This is a genomic window from Nonomuraea phyllanthi, from assembly GCF_006334985.2.
Lineage (GTDB): Bacteria > Actinomycetota > Actinomycetes > Streptosporangiales > Streptosporangiaceae > Nonomuraea > Nonomuraea phyllanthi.
On record NZ_VDLX02000022.1, the window covers coordinates 1 to 14,675 of the forward strand.

Sequence of the window (14,675 nt, forward strand, 5' to 3'; positions counted from 1 at the left end):
CGTCGCCGGTGACGTCGGCGGGGATGATTCTGGTTGAGGTGCTCCAGCCGTGGCCGACTTCGCGGGGGTCGCTGCCGGTGTAGGGCTGGCCGTTGTCGCGGACGATGTTGTTGCTGTAGAGCTTCATGGTGCCGTTGGCGTCGACGGCGAGCAGGTCGGTGTATCCGTCGCCGGTGACGTCGGCGGGGATGATTCTGGTTGAGGTGCTCCAGCCGTGGCCGACTTCGCGGGGGTCGCTGCCGGTGTAGGGCTGGCCGTTGTCGCGGACGATGTTGTTGCTGTAGAGCTTCATCGTTCCGCCGGCGTCGACGGCGAGCAGGTCGGCGTACGAGTCGCCCGTCACGCTGTTGCCGACCTTCGTCTCGCAGCCGTTTCGGCTCTCGACGTTGCGCCACTCGCCGCCCGGAGCGGGGCCGTACGCCTTGCCGCCGAACACGGCCTTGACGCGCTCGGCGCCCTCGAAGCCCCAGGAGGCGCTCCCATCGCCGTTGGCGTCATAGCCCTGCTCGTAGTGCAGGTGCGGGGTTCCGTTCGAGGTGGGTCCTGTGTGCCCGACCCGCCCGATGACCTGCCCCTGCGTGACCCTGTCGCCCACGCTCACGGCACGCGACTGCAGGTGGATGTAGGTGGTGAAGTGGCCGCCGCCATGGTTGATCTGGATCATGTTGCCGGCGTTGCTGTGGTAGTACGACTGGTTCACCGTGCCGGACGCCGGCGCGACCACCGGCGAGCCCTCGGTCTGCGACTGCGGCTCGCGAACCATGTCCAGGGCGGGGGCGTGCGTGGAGTCCCAGGTGTTCAGCCGCCACTTCTGGCCGCAGGGAAAGGGCAGTTGGTAGTTCGGGGCCGCCGAGGCGGGAGCGGATGTCGCGACCAGACCACCGGCCACGACGGTCAGGAGCATGGCCGCGCTTGCTAAGCGTCTTTTCAGCATGTCGTTCCATTCACGGGAGAGGGTGGGACACGACGTGACACGCGGAGGAAAGAAACTCCGTCGTGCGCTTCGAAGCGCTCCTCAACGTACGGTCCGGCGGTATAGCCCCGGTATGTCGCCACGACGCCCAGGCCGGCACATCGTGGGGCGCATCGCGACTGCCGGCACCGTGACCTCCAAGCCGGCCACGGTCACGCACTGGCTGGAGGTCTACAACCCCTCGAAGAAGAAGGGGGAATCCAGCGGCCACACGCAGATCAAGAGCAAGACCGCCTTCTCCGAGGCGCACCGCGGCAAGGCCGGCTGGGGCTACAAGGCCTGCGAGAAGGACGTCATGCCCGGCGGCGGCGCGGCCAGGTGCATCACCTGGTGGGTTTGATCTCCCGCACGCGTTCGGCGAGGTGACGCGGGCCCGGAGGACGCGGCGGTCCTCCGGGCCGTCGGTCGGGGATCAGCACTCGCCGCGCCAGCGGACCCGCACGATCTCGACGGGATCGTTCGGGGTGTAGAGGTAGTACTCGCCGGGGCCGGGATAGTAGTGCACGCACCGCGTGTACGGGCCGGAGCCGTCCTGGGCCCGGTAGAAGGTGACGTCCACGTGGTCGGCCCCGGGATAGGGGTAGCCGTTGTTGAACAGGAAGATGCCGTAGACGCTGCCCGTCCAGTTGCCCGCCGTGGACCAGCCGGTGGGGCTGTCCGGTCCGCCGGAGACGCAGAAGTAGCCGCGCTGGCAGCCCGGCGGCGGGCCGAGGTCGGCCGCGGCCGGCCGGGCGGTGACGGTCAGCGCCGCCGACACCAGTGCCGCCGCCGCTCCGGCGCGGGCGATCGTGTTGATCAGGGTCATGGCGAAGCCTCTCAGGGGTTGATCTTCACCCAGAACGGGTCGTTGACGTGCAGGATCCGGTCGTCGAAGAAGAAGGCGATCAGCGAGCCGCCCGCCGAGCCGTTCTGCGAGGAAGGCACCCAGCGGACGGAGAAGTCCCAGGTGCCGCTGCTGGCGCCCTCGGCGGTCGAGCGGAACGGGTACTCGTCGCACTGCCACCCCTCCGCCTCCTGCTGCGGCGTCTTGGGCGGCAGGCCGGTGGTCGCGTTGTAGGGGCCGTTGCGGTTGCAGGCGTAGTCCTTCCAGGTCGTGTTCGCCGCGGCGATGGTGCCGCTGCCCTCCACGCGGTGCAGCGAGCCGTACTCGGGGTCGGGGTCGGGCTCCCAGCGGCCCGGGATGACCTTGCGGTGCGACTCGATCGGGTAGGAGGTGTCCGGGCTGAGCTGGGCCTCCTGGATGTGCCGGGCGACGGCGGCGTGCTTGGGGCTGGAGAGGCTGTACTGCAGGTGCGGGATCACGTCGGTGAACACGCAGGCCTGGTCGAACGCCTGCCCGAAGCGCGAGAAGTAGTCGGCCGAGTCGCAGCGGAACGGCCAGTCGTTCGTCCGGCCCGCCGGGATCTCCGGATACTCCAGGGACGTGGCGTCGGTGACCAGGTGCCAGTGAGGCGAGGTGATCTTCTCCCGGGTGGAGTCGCCGGACCGGGCGGGCGAGGTCACGTCCCAGGACGCCCAGTCGGTGGTGGTGTTCCAGGCCGCCCACGTCCTCCTGGCCGGCGTTCCCAGGTTGTTGCAGTACGGCGCCGCCTCGGCGCACGCGGGGTGCACCGCGAAGGGCTGTGCGCTGGGGACGCCGACGGTCCAGCCGACGTATCGTACGGACCCGGCCACCGGCCGCCAGAACACCCGGATGGCACGCTGGGTGTTGCTGCCCATCGCGACCATCTCCCAGGTGACCTCGACGCTGCCCATGTAGATCACGGTGCCGGTCGAGGTGCGCTTGGTGTAGTTGGCCCGGTAGCCGACCGTCTGGCACCACAGCAGCCGGTTGTACGTCCAGCCCTCCGCCGTCTTGGCCTCCTCCTTGGCCAGGCAGTTGCCGGTGTCCGGCTGCGGCGGCGTGGCGGGGAAGGCCGTGATCGTGGCCAGCTTGCTCACGCTCTGCCGCGAGCGGCCGTCGGCGGAGACCTTGTCCGCGTCGTAGTAGGAGTGGTTGCCGCGCTCGGCGGCCCGGCGTAAGGCGCGCAGGCGGGCCTCTTCCGGCGCCAGCGGCTCCTTCTTGGCGGCCGTGGCGTCCGGCGAGGGCGACGGGGGCTGCGCGTGGGCGGGGGTCACCGCGCCGGCGCACAGCACGAGCGGGATCATGAGGGCCGCCAGGCGGGAGCGCAGGGAGGACATGGCTCACTCACCCGACCCGGAGAGCAGCACGTCCTCTTCCCAGGGACACCAGCCGAGCCCCGGTATCGGCCCGTAGTTCACGCCGCCGGACACGTGCGTTGCGGGGAAGCCGCCCCAGCCACCGGCCGCCCAGGCCTCGTCGGCCTCCGTGTAGAGCCAGATGTCGTTGACCCAGTCACCGATCGGCGGGTTGTCGGGGCCGTGGGACTGGCAGACGAACCAGTTGTCGCCGGCGTACAGCCTGCCTACCGGCTGCCACCGCCCGTCGACGTAGTTGTAGACGTCGCCGGCCCGGTAGTTGTTGCAGTAACGGGTCGCCCACTGCTGTCCCAGCGTGTCGGTGACGGTCGGCCCGGTGCCCCAGCAGCCGTCCGCGGCGGCCTGCGCCGGTAAGGCGGTGAGCACGGTCGCCGCGGCGGCCGCCGCGACCGCCACGCAGGAAATACGTCTGACTGCGGACATGACTCTCCCTCGTCATCAGGTGCGGTCATGGGTGCTGGTATATGGCCCCGCGATTGTTCGGTGTCACGCGGTGGACACCGAACAACAACTGCTGAACAATGAAGCCGGTTCGAGGATCACAACGGGGGTGGAAGTGCCTCGCCGCGAACGGCCGCTCGACCCTGGTGACGACGCGCTGTTACAGTTCGCGGCCGACCTGCGACGATTACGCGAAAAGGCAGGCAGCCCCTCCTACCGCGAGCTCGCCCAACGCGCTCATTACTCGGCCGGCACCCTCTCGGAGGCCGCCGGAGGGCGGAAACCGCCCAGCTTGGCGGTGACTCTGGCCTATGTGGAGGCCTGCGGGGCGGACCCCGAGAAATGGCAGGAGCGGTGGATTTCGCTGGCCGCGGAAATCAACCGGCCGGAGCCGCGGGAAACATCAGAGGAAAGACCGCCATACGTCGGGCTGGCCAGTTTCGGGCCGGGTGACGCCGACCGGTTCTTCGGCCGGGAGCGGCTGCTGGAAAAGCTCCGGGCCAGTCTGACGGAGCACCGTTTTCTGGCGGTGCTCGGCGCGTCGGGATCGGGAAAGTCGTCGCTGTTGAGAGCGGGTCTGACGCCGGCCGCGCAGGCATTGCTGCTGACCCCCGGAGCGCATCCTTTCCGTGAATGCGCCGTACGGCTCGCGGCCCGGCTCGGCGTCCCGGCGGGCGCGCTGCTCGCCGACCTCACCGCCGGCCGCCGCAACCTGGGGCTGGCCGTACGCCAGGTCGTGGCCAAGGAGGACCGTACCGGCGACCTCGTGCTCATCGTCGACCAGTTCGAGGAGGTGTTCACGCTCTGCCCCGACCCGGGGGAGCCGGCGGCGTTCATCGACGCGCTGGTGAGCGCGGCCCGCGAGCCCGGGAGCCGCACCCGCGTGGTGCTCGGCGTCCGCACCGACTTCTACACCCACTGCGCCCGCCACCCCGACCTGGCCGAGGTGCTCCAGCAGGCCCAGATCCTGGTCGGCCCCATGACGACCGAGGAGCTGCGCCAGGCCATCACCCGCCCGGCCGTCGAGACCGGCCACCGCGTGGAGGGCGCGCTGGTGTCGCGGCTCGTCGCCGAGGCCAAGGGCCAGGCCGGGGTGCTCCCGCTGGTCTCGCACGCGCTGCTGGAGACCTGGCGGCGCCGTCGCGGCAACACCCTCACCCTGGCCGGGTACGAGTCCACCGGCGGCATCGAGCACGCCATCGCCCGGACGTCGGAAGCGCTCTACAACGGGCTGAGCGAAGAGCGGCAGGCCGTCGCCCGGCAGCTGTTCCTGCGGCTGACCGCCCTCGGCGAGGGCACCGAGGACACCAAGGGCCGCGTCGGCCGCGACGAGCTCGCCGACGACGAGGGGCTGCTCGGCGAGCTGGCCGCCGCCCGGCTCGTCACCCTCGACGGCGACACCGTGGAGATCGCCCACGAGGCGCTGATCCGCTCCTGGCCGCGCCTGCGCGACTGGCTCACCGAGGACCGCGACGGGCTGCGCCTGCACCGCCAGATCACCGAGGCGGCCGAGGCGTGGGAGGCCGAAGGGCGCGACGAGGGGGCTCTGTACCGCGGCACCCGCCTCGCGGTCGCCAGGGACTGGGTCGCCGCCAGGAACCCCCTCCTGTCGGCCAGGGAGAAGGAGTTCGTGGAGGCCGGGATCGCCGCGGAGGCGCGGGAGCAGGCCGCCGCCCGCCGACAGGCGCGCCGCCTGCGCGATCTCGTCGCGCTGCTCGCCGTCCTGCTCGTCATCGCCACGGCCACCACCGTGAACGCGGTCGGCAGCGGCCGGATGGCGGCCGGGCAGCGCGACATCGCGCGGTCGCAGAAGGTCGCCGCCGACGCGGCCGAGGTGCGGGCGGCCAACCCCGCACTGGGCGCGCAACTGGCGCTGGCCGCCTACCGGCTCTCTCCCACCGCCGACGCCCGCGGCAGCCTGCAGCGCACCTTCGCCACCCCGTACGCCACCCGGCTGACCGGGCACACCGACCGGGTCAACGCGGTCGCCGTCAGCGCCGACGGGAACCTGCTCGCCACGGCGGGCCGCGACGGCACGGCCCGGCTGTGGCGGATCACCGACCGGCACCGCCCCGAGCCGCTGGCCGTGCTCGCCGGGCACCGCGAGAACGTCAACGCCGCAGCCTTCAGCCCCGACGGCCGCCGCCTGGCCACCGCGGGCTGGGACCACACCGCCCGCCTGTGGGACGTCACCGACCCCCGCCGCCCCAGCCTGCTCGCCGTACTGCCGCACGGCGACGACGTCAACGCGGTCGCGTTCAGCCCGGACGGCCGCACGCTCGCCTCAGCGAGCACCGACAAGACCGTCCGCCTGTGGAACGTCTCCGGCCGGCACGCCGCAGGCCCCGTTCCGCTGGCCACCCTTACCGGCCACACCGAGGCCGTGGTGTCGGTGGCGTTCAGCCCCGACGGCCGCACACTGGCGACGGGCGCCTTCGACCGCACCGCCGCCCTGTGGGATGTCACCGACCCCGCCCGCCCCGGCCCGCCGCGCCTGCTCACCGGCCACACCGACGCCGTCGCCTGGGTCGCGTTCAGCCCGGACGGCCGCCTGCTGGTCACCGCGAGCAACGACCGCACCACCCGCCTGTGGGACCTCGCCGACGGCACGAACGTCGTCATCAAGGGCCACCGGGACGTCGTCAGGTCGGTCGCCTTCAGCCCCGACGGCCATCTCCTGGCCACCGCCGGCCTCGACGACACCGTACGGCTCACCGACGTCACCGACCCGAGCCGGCCCCTTTACGTGACCACGTTCACCGGCCACACCGGCAACGCCGTCTCCGTCGCCTTCACCCCCGACGGCCGCACGCTGGCCACCGGCAGCGACGACTACACCGCCCGGCTGTGGGACCTGCCGGGCCCGGCGCTCACCGTCCCCACCTCCGCCGTCTACTGGATCGCCTTCAGCCCCGACCGCCGCACGCTGGCCGCCGTGGGGGAGGACCACGCCGTACGGATGTGGGACGTCGCCGATCCCGCCCGCCCCCGCCTGCGGGCGGTCCTGAACGGCCACGGCGACGAGATCTGGGGGACGGCCTTCGACCCCGACGGCGGCCTGCTGGCGACGGCGAGCAACGACAGGACCGTCCGCCTCTGGGACGTCGCCGCCGGCCGCCCGCTGGCCACCCTCACCGGCCACACCGCCAACGTCAACGCGGTCGCCTTCGGGCCTGCGGGCCTGCACATCCTCGCCTCCGCCGGCCTCGACCGCACGGTCCGCCTCACCGACGTCAGCGATCCCCGCCGCCCCCGCCTCCTGGCCGGCTTCACCGCGGGGCTCGACGGGGTGAACACCGTGGCCTTCAGCCCCGACGGCCGTACGCTGGCCACCGCGGGCTGGGACCGCCTGGCCCGCCTCTGGGACGTCGCCGACCCCCGCCACCCCGCCCAGCTCGCCGCGCTCCCCGGCCACACCGACGGCATCAACTCTCTCGCCTACAGCCCGGACGGCCGCACCCTCGCCACCGCCGGCTACGACGACACGGCCCGCCTCTGGGACGTCACCGACCTCCGCCGGCCCGTCCCGCTGGTCACCATCACCAGACACACCGACAACGTCAACATGGTCGCCTTCAGCCCGGACGGCCGCACCCTCGCCACGGCCGGCAGCGACGGCGTCACCCGGCTGTGGGACCTCGCCGATCGCCTCCGCCCCCAGGAGCACTCCTCCCTGCAGGCCCATTCCGACCGGGTGTCGTCGGTCGCGTTCAGCCCGGACGGGCACACCCTGGCCACCGGCGGCTACGACCGCACGGTGCTGCTGTGGGAGACCGACGCCACCCGCCTGGCCGCCCGCGTCTGCCGGACCGCGTACCCGCCGATCACCGTAGCCGAGTGGGACCAGTTCTTCCCCGGCCTGCCCTACCGCCCGCCCTGCCCATGACGCTTGGACTGGATCTGGGAGCGGCGGGTTGAGCGAGAACCGTCAGCGCGTCACCGAGGTGAGTCGGCTGAGCTGTCGTAGGCCCGGCGGGCCGCGGTGATGGCAGGGGCGGCGAGACGGGCCCAGTTCGTGAGCGCTTCCAGGGGCTCGCGTATGTCTTCGATCAATGACGTGGTGGCGTACTCGACCCGCGGCGGGGAGTCCGGGTAGACCGTGCGGGTGACGAGCCCGTTGCGCTCGAGATCGCGCAGGCTCACGGTCAGCATGCGGCGGCTGATGCCCGTGATCGCGCGCTCCAACTGGGTGAAGCGGCGTGGACCCTCGCCCAGTTCCACCAGTACCTGAGCGCTCCACTTGCCGCCGATCAAGGCCAGGACCTCGGGCAGCGGGCAATCGTCTGTCGCGGGCGTGGGCTGGTTCGTTACCTGGGTGTTCCGTTGCGACAAGAAAGTGCCTTCTTCCAAGCTTTCCGGGCATGCGTCACGATTGACCCCGTTATCGAGCGTAACGGTCCTGCATAACGGCGCAGGATCTTCGTGAACAGATGAGGGAACAACACGTGCCCATCGCGCACAGCAACGGTTTCAAGATCTCCTATGGGGTGTCCGGCAACGGCCCCGCGGTGGTGCTTCATCCGGGCATGTTCCAGGACGGGGCACATTGGACGTACAGCGGCTACACCGCGGCACTCACCTCCGCCTACACCGTGATCACCGTCGACCCGCTCGGCCTGGGCGGCAGCGACGCCCCGCACCAGGCGGAGGACTATTCGCTGGAACGGCGGGTGGACTCCGTCATGGCGGTGCTGGACGAGGCGGGCGTCGAACGGGCCGCGTTCTGGGGATACTCGCTCGGCGCCATGACGGGGTACGCGGTCGCCGCGCATGCGCCTGGTCGACTGACCTGCCTGGTGGCCGGCGGCTTCGATCCCGTTGACGGTTTCCGCTCCGTGGTCAGTCCTACGCTGCGCCTGCTCGGCCAGCCCGCCGACACCGACCCTTACCAGCTGATGAAGCAGGGCGCTGCCGCCGATCCCTATCAGGCCGCTCTGATCGAGGCGGGCGACCCCGCCGCCTTCCGCGCCAATTACGAGGCGTTCTCCCGTGAGCCCGGACTCCAGCAGGCACTCGCCGACTCCGGTGTCCCGCTGCTGCTGTACGCGGGTACGGCCGACCCCTGGCACGAGCCGATGCGGGCCTTCGCCGAGCGCTCAGGCGCCGACTTCTTGTCCGTCTCCGACGCGGATCACAAGGGCTGCTGGGACAGGTCGGCCGATGTGCTGCCGGCGGTGCTGCCCTTCCTGGCCGCCAACGCGGGTACGCCGTGAGCAAGGCCACGCCCGCCTGCGCTGCGGCCGGGCCCGCCTGAGCTCTGCCTGCCCCTGACACATGCTCCCGCACGCGGTTTCGGCGTCGGTGGAACGCCGGCCGGAATGTCGGTGGCATTCGGCAGGATCTCCGTCATGGCACATGAGCTGGACCCGTTCGCCGGGCTGGGAGACGTCCGGTGGAGCCGCATGCGTCACGCGTACGGCCCCGCCACGGAGGTTCCCGAATTGCTTCGCGGCCTGGCCGACCCCGACCCCGCCGCACGCGAGACGGCCCTGGACGGCATGTACGGCGCCGTGCACCACCAGGGTGACGTCTACCCGTGCACCCTGGCGGCGATCCCCTTCCTCCTGCGCATCGCCGCGGCCTCCGACCTGCCGGGCCGGGCGGAGGTGGTGAAGCTGCTGGCGAGCATCGCCTCGGCCGAGGACCCGACCGAGCTGACCGGGCCGTACAAGAAGGCCAACAGGACCGTGACCGCCGCGTGGCCGCTGTGGGAGCGCCTGCTCGGCGACCCCGACCCGAGGGTGCGCGAGGCCGTGGCCGGGCTCCTGGCCGCCTGCGTGGACGGGCCGCGGGCCGCGGTGACGAGCCTGACCGGCCGTCTGGGGGACGAGGACGACCCGGGCGTACGGGAGACCATCGTGCGGACCGTGGCCGCGCTGTGCCGCCGTCAGCGCGGTGCGGCGGGCGTACCGGGCGGCGCGGACGACGTACCGGGCGGTACAGAGGAAGTAGCGGGCGGTGCGGAGGGCGTGCGCGACTGGTTGGGGCGGGTCCTGGCGATGGAGGCGGAGCCGCAGGTCAGGCTGGTGGCGCTGGCGGAGCTGGCCTCGCTGGGCGGCGGTCCGGCGGTCGAGGTCGGCGAGGCGCTCGAACTGCTCACCGCCCTCTACGAGACCGGTACGCCCCCGGCCGCCCCGCCCGCCGACTTCGAGACCCCGACCCTGATCGGCGCGCTGCGGCGGGCACGCGAGGAACGCGATGCGGGCCGGCGCGCACCACGGGCGGGCGAGCTCGTGCATACCGTGTCCGAAGGTCTGGGCGAGCGCGTGGGCGACCGCGTACGCCTCCTGACGGCCCTGCTGCGCTCGCCCGACTGGGAGTGCCAGGTGGACGCCATGGGCCCCGCGCACGTCCTGGTCGCCAACTGGCGCGGCGACTACGCCGGGCTCGTCTCCGCCCTCGGTGAACGCGTACTGGGCGAACGCGCACGGGGCGAACGCCCACTCGGCGGGCGCGGAAGAGGGCGGCCGGGCGCCGTCGTGATGTCGAGGGCGGTCGGCGTACTCGATGCTCTGGGCGAGCTGGCGGCGCCCGCCGCGGACGCCCTGGCGGAGGTCCTGGCCGCCACGGAGCGGCGCGTGGCGGACCACACCAGGCTCGAGGACGCGGAGCCACCGTGGGTGATCGAATGGCCTCGCGACCAGCCGACGGTCAGCCCGGCGTTGCACGCGCTCAGCGGCACGGGGGACGAGCGGGCGCTGCCGATGCTGGCCTGGGCGCTGGAGCGCGAGCGCATGCCCAGGGACGTGGCCCAGCTCGTGGGCAGGTTCGGGCCGCGGGCCGCACCCCTTCTGCCCCTGCTGCGCCGCCGCCTGCGCGACCTGCCCGCCGAGCAGCCGCACGACCACCGCCACGACAGCATCTGCTGGGCGCTGTCCAGGGTCGGTCCACGGGCCGCCGAAGCCCTGCCCGATCTGCTCGGACAGCCGGTCACCGAAGGCTGGCTGGCGGCGGTCGGCGCGATCGGGCCCGGCGCCTCCGTGTACGAGCCGATCCTGCGGGAAGCGGCGGCCTCGCCCGAGCGGCGCCTGGCCATGCGGGCGGCGAGGGCGTTGTGGCTGGTCACCGGTGACGTGGGTGTGGCCGTCGCCGTCGCGGACCGCTACCTCGGCGGTGACAACCCGTACGCCGTCCGCGAAGCGGCGGACCTCCTCGGCTGCCTGGCCCCGGCGATGGCCGAGCGGGAACGGGCCGCCAAGCCCAGGATCACCCTCCTGCGGCGGCTGGCCAGGCGCAAGGACCGGTACGGCTGGGTCCCGCTGGCGGCCGCCCGCGCCCTGTTCCGGCTGACCGGCGACCCAGAGGCGGCACTGCCGGTGCCGGCGCGCGTGTGGGAGCTCAACAGGCACACCCGGACAGAGGCGGCCGAGCTCTGCGCCGAGCTTCAGCGGGCCGCGGTGGACGCACGGCCGCTCCTGGAGGCCGAGCTGGGGCGGGCACGCAGGCACAACGCGTCCGATGACGGCTACGGCAGCGCGCAGGTCGTCGACGACGAGAAACTGCTCCGCCGCTGCCGGGAAGCCCTCGACGCCATGAGCTGATCCCGGCCCCGGTGGCCCCTGGTGCGTGATGCCCGAGACCGCCCGCGCCATCACCCTGCCCGCCGAAGACGGCAACCGGACGCTCTGGCGCACCGGTCTCGCAGTCAGGGCCCGTGGGAGGAGAGCCGGACGGGGCCGCGCAGGGCAGGTTCGCGAGGGGCCGGAGATGCTTCTCGATCAGCTCGGCCGGGGCCCCGCGGCCCGGCGCAGCCGGTTGGCGATGGCCAGGCCCAGCCCCTGCTCCACCGGCAAGGAGGCGACGATGAGGTCACATCCACGCTGGTCGAGCTCGCGCAGGAACCCGTACAGCCCGCGCGCGTAGGCCGCCATCGAGTCGGGAACCGAAACCACCGCGTGGGCCTTGACCGCGGCGTCGGCGAAGGAGGGCGGGAGGAGGACGCCGACCTGGTGCCCTAGCTCTTGGGCGAGCTCCGCCTCGACGACGACCTTCTCGGGCTCGACGAGGACGACCCGCGCGCTCGGCGCGTAGTGGGACGGATGCTGGCCCGGCACCCGGACGCGGCTCGTCGAGTGGACCTTGAGCCGGCGACCCAGCACCGCTTCGAGGTCCTCGCGCGTCACCCCGCCGGGCCGAAGGACGCTCGCCGTGTCTCCCGTGGCGTCGACGATGGTCGACTCGACGCCGACCTCGCAGGGGCCGCCGTCCAGCACGAAGTCGACGGCGTCACCGAGCTCCGCGCGAACGTGCTGCGCCGTGGTGGGGCTGACCGAGCCGAAGCGGTTGGCGGACGGGGCAGCGACACCGCCGCCGAAGGCTGACAGCAGGGCGAGCGCGACGGGGTGGTCGGGCACCCGCACGGCCACCGTCTCCAGGCCGCCGGTGGTTTCCAGGGGCACCCGGCGGCCGCGCCGCAGGACCAGCGTGAGCGGCCCCGGCCAGAAGTGCTCGGCCAGCAGCCGCGCCGTCGCCGGCACCTCCTCGACCCAGTCGGCCAGGTGCTCCGCGCCGCCGATGTGGACGATCAAGGGGTGGGTAGGCGGGCGTCCCTTGGCCCGGAAGACGCGCGTGACGGCGGCGGAGTCCTCGGCGTTGGCGCCCAGACCGTAGACGGTCTCGGTCGGGAAGGCCACCAGGCCTCCGGCGCGCAGCACGCCGGCCGCCTTCTCGATGTCACTGGTTCCTGCCGTCACCCGCGCGATCCTCTCACTGCTCTCCGCATTCGTGCCGTCGTGCGCCGGCGGGAACTGCTCGACCGGATCGATGGGGGCTGAGGGCCTTCCGGTTGCTCGCCGCCTGCCTGGAGCAAGGATACCCAGGCCAGGCGAGGCCTCCGGCGTCCTCCGTTTCCCCGAGGGCGTCGGAGGGCGGCGTTGGAGCGCGGGTCCCGGGCCGGAGCTGTCAGGAGGCCACCGAGATGGCGTGGTGGATCGAGGTGGGGTCGTCGATGAGGGCGAGCATGCAGTGAGCCAGGTCGGCGCGGCTGGTGCTCCCGCCACCTCTGATGCTGAGGTCGCGTTCGGTGCGGTAGCGGGCGCTGCGCGGGGCGTTGGTCAGGCGCGCGGGCCGTACGATCGTCCAGTCCAGGTCGCCGGCCCTCAGCAGCCGCTCGGCCTCGGCCAGGTCGGCGTAGCTGTGCCGGAAGAGCCGCTGCACGACGAGCGGCTTGAGCACGTACCGCGTGAAGGGGCCGTCGCCCGTGTCGGCGACCAGGCCGGCGGCGCTGACCATCAGCAGGCGCCGGCCGCCCACCTGCGTCATGGCCTTCGAGACGGAGGCGATGCCGTCGGACAGCACGGTGGTCGGGCCGCGGTCGCGCGTGCCCAGCGCCGTCAGCACCGCGTCGCGGCCCTCGACCGCGGGGGTGATGGCCTGGGGGTCCATCACGTTCGTCTCCGCGACCTCCACGCGTTCGCGCAGCTCGGCGGGCAGTCTGGAGGCGTCGCGCACGACGGCGGTGACGTCGTGGCCGAGGTCGAGTGCCTGGCGCACGAGCTGCAGTCCCGTGCCGCCCGTCGCGCCGAAGACCGTGAGTCTCATGAGTGCCGCCCTTCCACAGAGGGGTTGGTGAGTGCTCACTCACCCTACCTCCATGACGGTCGCGAGAGGGATCACGGTTGCGCGTTTGCGTTCGAGCGCGCTCGAAGGCCTAGCGTCGTCGCCATGACGACACAGACCTGGATCATCACTGGCGCGTCCCGCGGGTTCGGGCGCGCACTGGCGGAGTCGGCGCTGGAGGCGGGCGACAACGTGGTGGCGGCGGTGCGCCGGCCCGACAGCGTGGCCGACCTGCGGGCCACCCATCCGGACACCTGCCTGATCACGAAGTTCGACGCCCGAGACGTCGCCGCGGCCTCGGATCTTGTGCGGGAGACCCTCGACCGCTTCGGTCAGCTGGACGTCCTCGTCAACAACGCGGGGCGAGCCGTGGTCGGCGCGGTCGAGGAGGTCGGCGACGCGCAGTTGCGGGAGCTGATGGAGCTGCACCTGTTCGGCCCCGCCGCGCTCGTCCGCGCGGCGCTGCCCGCGATGCGCGCGCGGGGCACCGGGACGATCGTGCAGATGAGCAGCCAGGGTGGGCGGATGTCGTTCCCCGGGGTGTCGACGTACTCAGCGTCGAAGTTCGCCCTCGAGGGCTGGTCGGAGGCCCTGGCCGGGGAGGTCGCACCGTTCGGGATCCGCGTGATGATCGTCGAGCCCAGCCGGTTCAGGACCGAGTTCAACGCCGCCGACGTGCTCGAGTTCGCCGAACCGTCCGAAACGTACCGTGACGTGCTCGCCGCCGTCCGCGCGGACATGGCCGGGGCCAACGGCCGCCAGGAAGGCGACCCGGCGCGGGCGGCCGAGATCATCGTGTCCCTCGCGCACGGTGAGGAGGTGCCGCTGCGGCTTCCGCTCGGGCACGAGGCGGTCGAACGTATCTCGGGCGTGTACCGGAGAGGCCTGGAGGATGTCGAGCGGTGGGCCGAGACCGCCCGCAGCGCCGACTTCGCCGGCGCCCCGGCATCGGTCCGGCCGATTTAGGCTGGCTGCCATGGCCACCGACGAGCTGATGAGAAAGGCGTTGGAAGCGCTCGGGGACGACGGCCCGCCCTCGGTCGAGGCGATCCAACGCCTCACTGATCTGGGCGGCGTGCACGAGCCGATGATGATCAATGAGGTCGCCGACCTCCTCGACATCTCGCCCCACACGCTGCGCTACTACGAACGGGCCGGGCTGGTCGAGGTGGCCCGCGACGGCAACGGTCACCGCCTCTACGACGCCGACGCGGTGCGGCGCCTGGTGTTCCTCACCCGGATGCGGCTGGCCGGCATGCCGATGCGCGACCTGCAGCACTACATCACGCTCGTCGAAGCCGGGAAGCACACGGTGCCCGAGCGGCTCGACATGCTGATCGAGCATCGCGACACCATCCGCCGGCGGATCCGTGAGCTGGCCCTTTCCCTCACGGCGGTCGAGTACAAGATCGCCACCTACGGGGGCTGGACCGGACCGGACGTCCAAGATCTCGACACCGCCGTGCCGCGCGAGCCGTAGCGG

13 protein-coding genes are annotated in these 14,675 nt (G+C 72.4%); 6 read left to right on the plus strand and 7 right to left on the minus strand.

Going from position 1 to position 14,675, the window contains the following annotated elements; translation table 11 throughout:
* Positions 1-904 (minus strand): M23 family metallopeptidase (locus FH608_RS41260; RefSeq protein WP_193318919.1); only part of this gene is annotated, 904 nt, incomplete at its 3' end.
* A 142-nt stretch (positions 905-1,046) separates the two neighbouring features.
* Between FH608_RS41260 and FH608_RS41265 the strand changes: the two genes are divergently transcribed.
* On the plus strand, positions 1,047-1,313 hold the full coding sequence (locus tag FH608_RS41265; RefSeq protein ID WP_139636123.1) for a hypothetical protein: 267 nt from the start codon (positions 1,047-1,049) through the stop codon (positions 1,311-1,313).
* Positions 1,314-1,385: 72 nt separating this feature from the next.
* Here FH608_RS41265 and FH608_RS41270 read toward each other — a convergent pair whose 3' ends face one another.
* Genes FH608_RS41270 through FH608_RS41280 form a run of 3 tightly spaced genes read right to left on the minus strand, consistent with a single transcriptional unit; the run spans position 1,386 to position 3,616 of the window.
* The gene (locus FH608_RS41270) at positions 1,386-1,778 is read right to left on the minus strand and encodes a hypothetical protein (RefSeq protein WP_139636125.1); all 393 of its coding nucleotides are present in this window, start codon (positions 1,776-1,778) and stop codon (positions 1,386-1,388) included.
* A gap of 11 nt (positions 1,779-1,789) precedes the next feature.
* Entirely contained in the window at positions 1,790-3,154 is a 1,365-nt protein-coding gene (locus tag FH608_RS41275; protein WP_139636127.1) for a NucA/NucB deoxyribonuclease domain-containing protein, read from the minus strand.
* A 3-nt stretch (positions 3,155-3,157) separates the two neighbouring features.
* A complete protein-coding gene (locus FH608_RS41280) occupies positions 3,158-3,616 on the minus strand; it encodes a hypothetical protein (RefSeq protein ID WP_139636129.1) in 459 nt (152 codons plus the stop codon).
* 127 nt (positions 3,617-3,743) lie between these two features.
* Here FH608_RS41280 and FH608_RS41285 point away from each other — a divergent pair, with 127 nt between their 5' ends.
* Entirely contained in the window at positions 3,744-7,520 is a 3,777-nt protein-coding gene (locus FH608_RS41285) for an nSTAND1 domain-containing NTPase (RefSeq protein WP_226900363.1), read from the plus strand.
* Positions 7,521-7,570: 50 nt separating this feature from the next.
* Here FH608_RS41285 and FH608_RS41290 read toward each other — a convergent pair whose 3' ends face one another.
* Positions 7,571-7,966, minus strand: a complete 396-nt coding sequence (locus FH608_RS41290; RefSeq protein ID WP_139636133.1) for a winged helix-turn-helix transcriptional regulator — start codon at positions 7,964-7,966, stop codon at positions 7,571-7,573.
* A gap of 113 nt (positions 7,967-8,079) precedes the next feature.
* On the opposite strand from FH608_RS41290, the gene FH608_RS41295 reads away from it, so the two are divergent.
* Together FH608_RS41295 and FH608_RS41300 are read left to right on the plus strand one after the other, a co-directional pair.
* Complete coding sequence (locus FH608_RS41295) at positions 8,080-8,847, plus strand: alpha/beta fold hydrolase (protein WP_193318920.1); 768 nt, start codon at positions 8,080-8,082, stop codon at positions 8,845-8,847.
* A 135-nt stretch (positions 8,848-8,982) separates the two neighbouring features.
* Positions 8,983-11,175 (plus strand): HEAT repeat domain-containing protein, encoded by a 2,193-nt coding sequence (locus tag FH608_RS41300; protein ID WP_193318921.1) that lies wholly within the window; start codon positions 8,983-8,985, stop codon positions 11,173-11,175.
* 177 nt (positions 11,176-11,352) lie between these two features.
* Here the strand turns inward: FH608_RS41300 and FH608_RS41305 are convergent, their stop codons facing one another.
* Both FH608_RS41305 and FH608_RS41310 read right to left on the minus strand, forming a co-directional pair.
* Positions 11,353-12,327 (minus strand): L-threonylcarbamoyladenylate synthase, encoded by a 975-nt coding sequence (locus tag FH608_RS41305; RefSeq protein ID WP_139636139.1) that lies wholly within the window; start codon positions 12,325-12,327, stop codon positions 11,353-11,355.
* A 208-nt stretch (positions 12,328-12,535) separates the two neighbouring features.
* Positions 12,536-13,174 carry an NAD(P)-dependent oxidoreductase gene (locus tag FH608_RS41310; protein WP_139636141.1) on the minus strand — a complete coding sequence of 213 codons (639 nt, stop codon included), beginning with the start codon at positions 13,172-13,174 and terminating at the stop codon, positions 12,536-12,538.
* A 123-nt stretch (positions 13,175-13,297) separates the two neighbouring features.
* Here FH608_RS41310 and FH608_RS41315 point away from each other — a divergent pair, with 123 nt between their 5' ends.
* Both FH608_RS41315 and FH608_RS41320 read left to right on the plus strand, forming a co-directional pair.
* Complete coding sequence (locus FH608_RS41315) at positions 13,298-14,158, plus strand: SDR family NAD(P)-dependent oxidoreductase (protein WP_139636143.1); 861 nt, start codon at positions 13,298-13,300, stop codon at positions 14,156-14,158.
* A gap of 10 nt (positions 14,159-14,168) precedes the next feature.
* Positions 14,169-14,672 carry a MerR family transcriptional regulator gene (locus FH608_RS41320; protein WP_139636145.1) on the plus strand — a complete coding sequence of 168 codons (504 nt, stop codon included), beginning with the start codon at positions 14,169-14,171 and terminating at the stop codon, positions 14,670-14,672.
* Positions 14,673-14,675 lie beyond the last annotated feature (3 nt).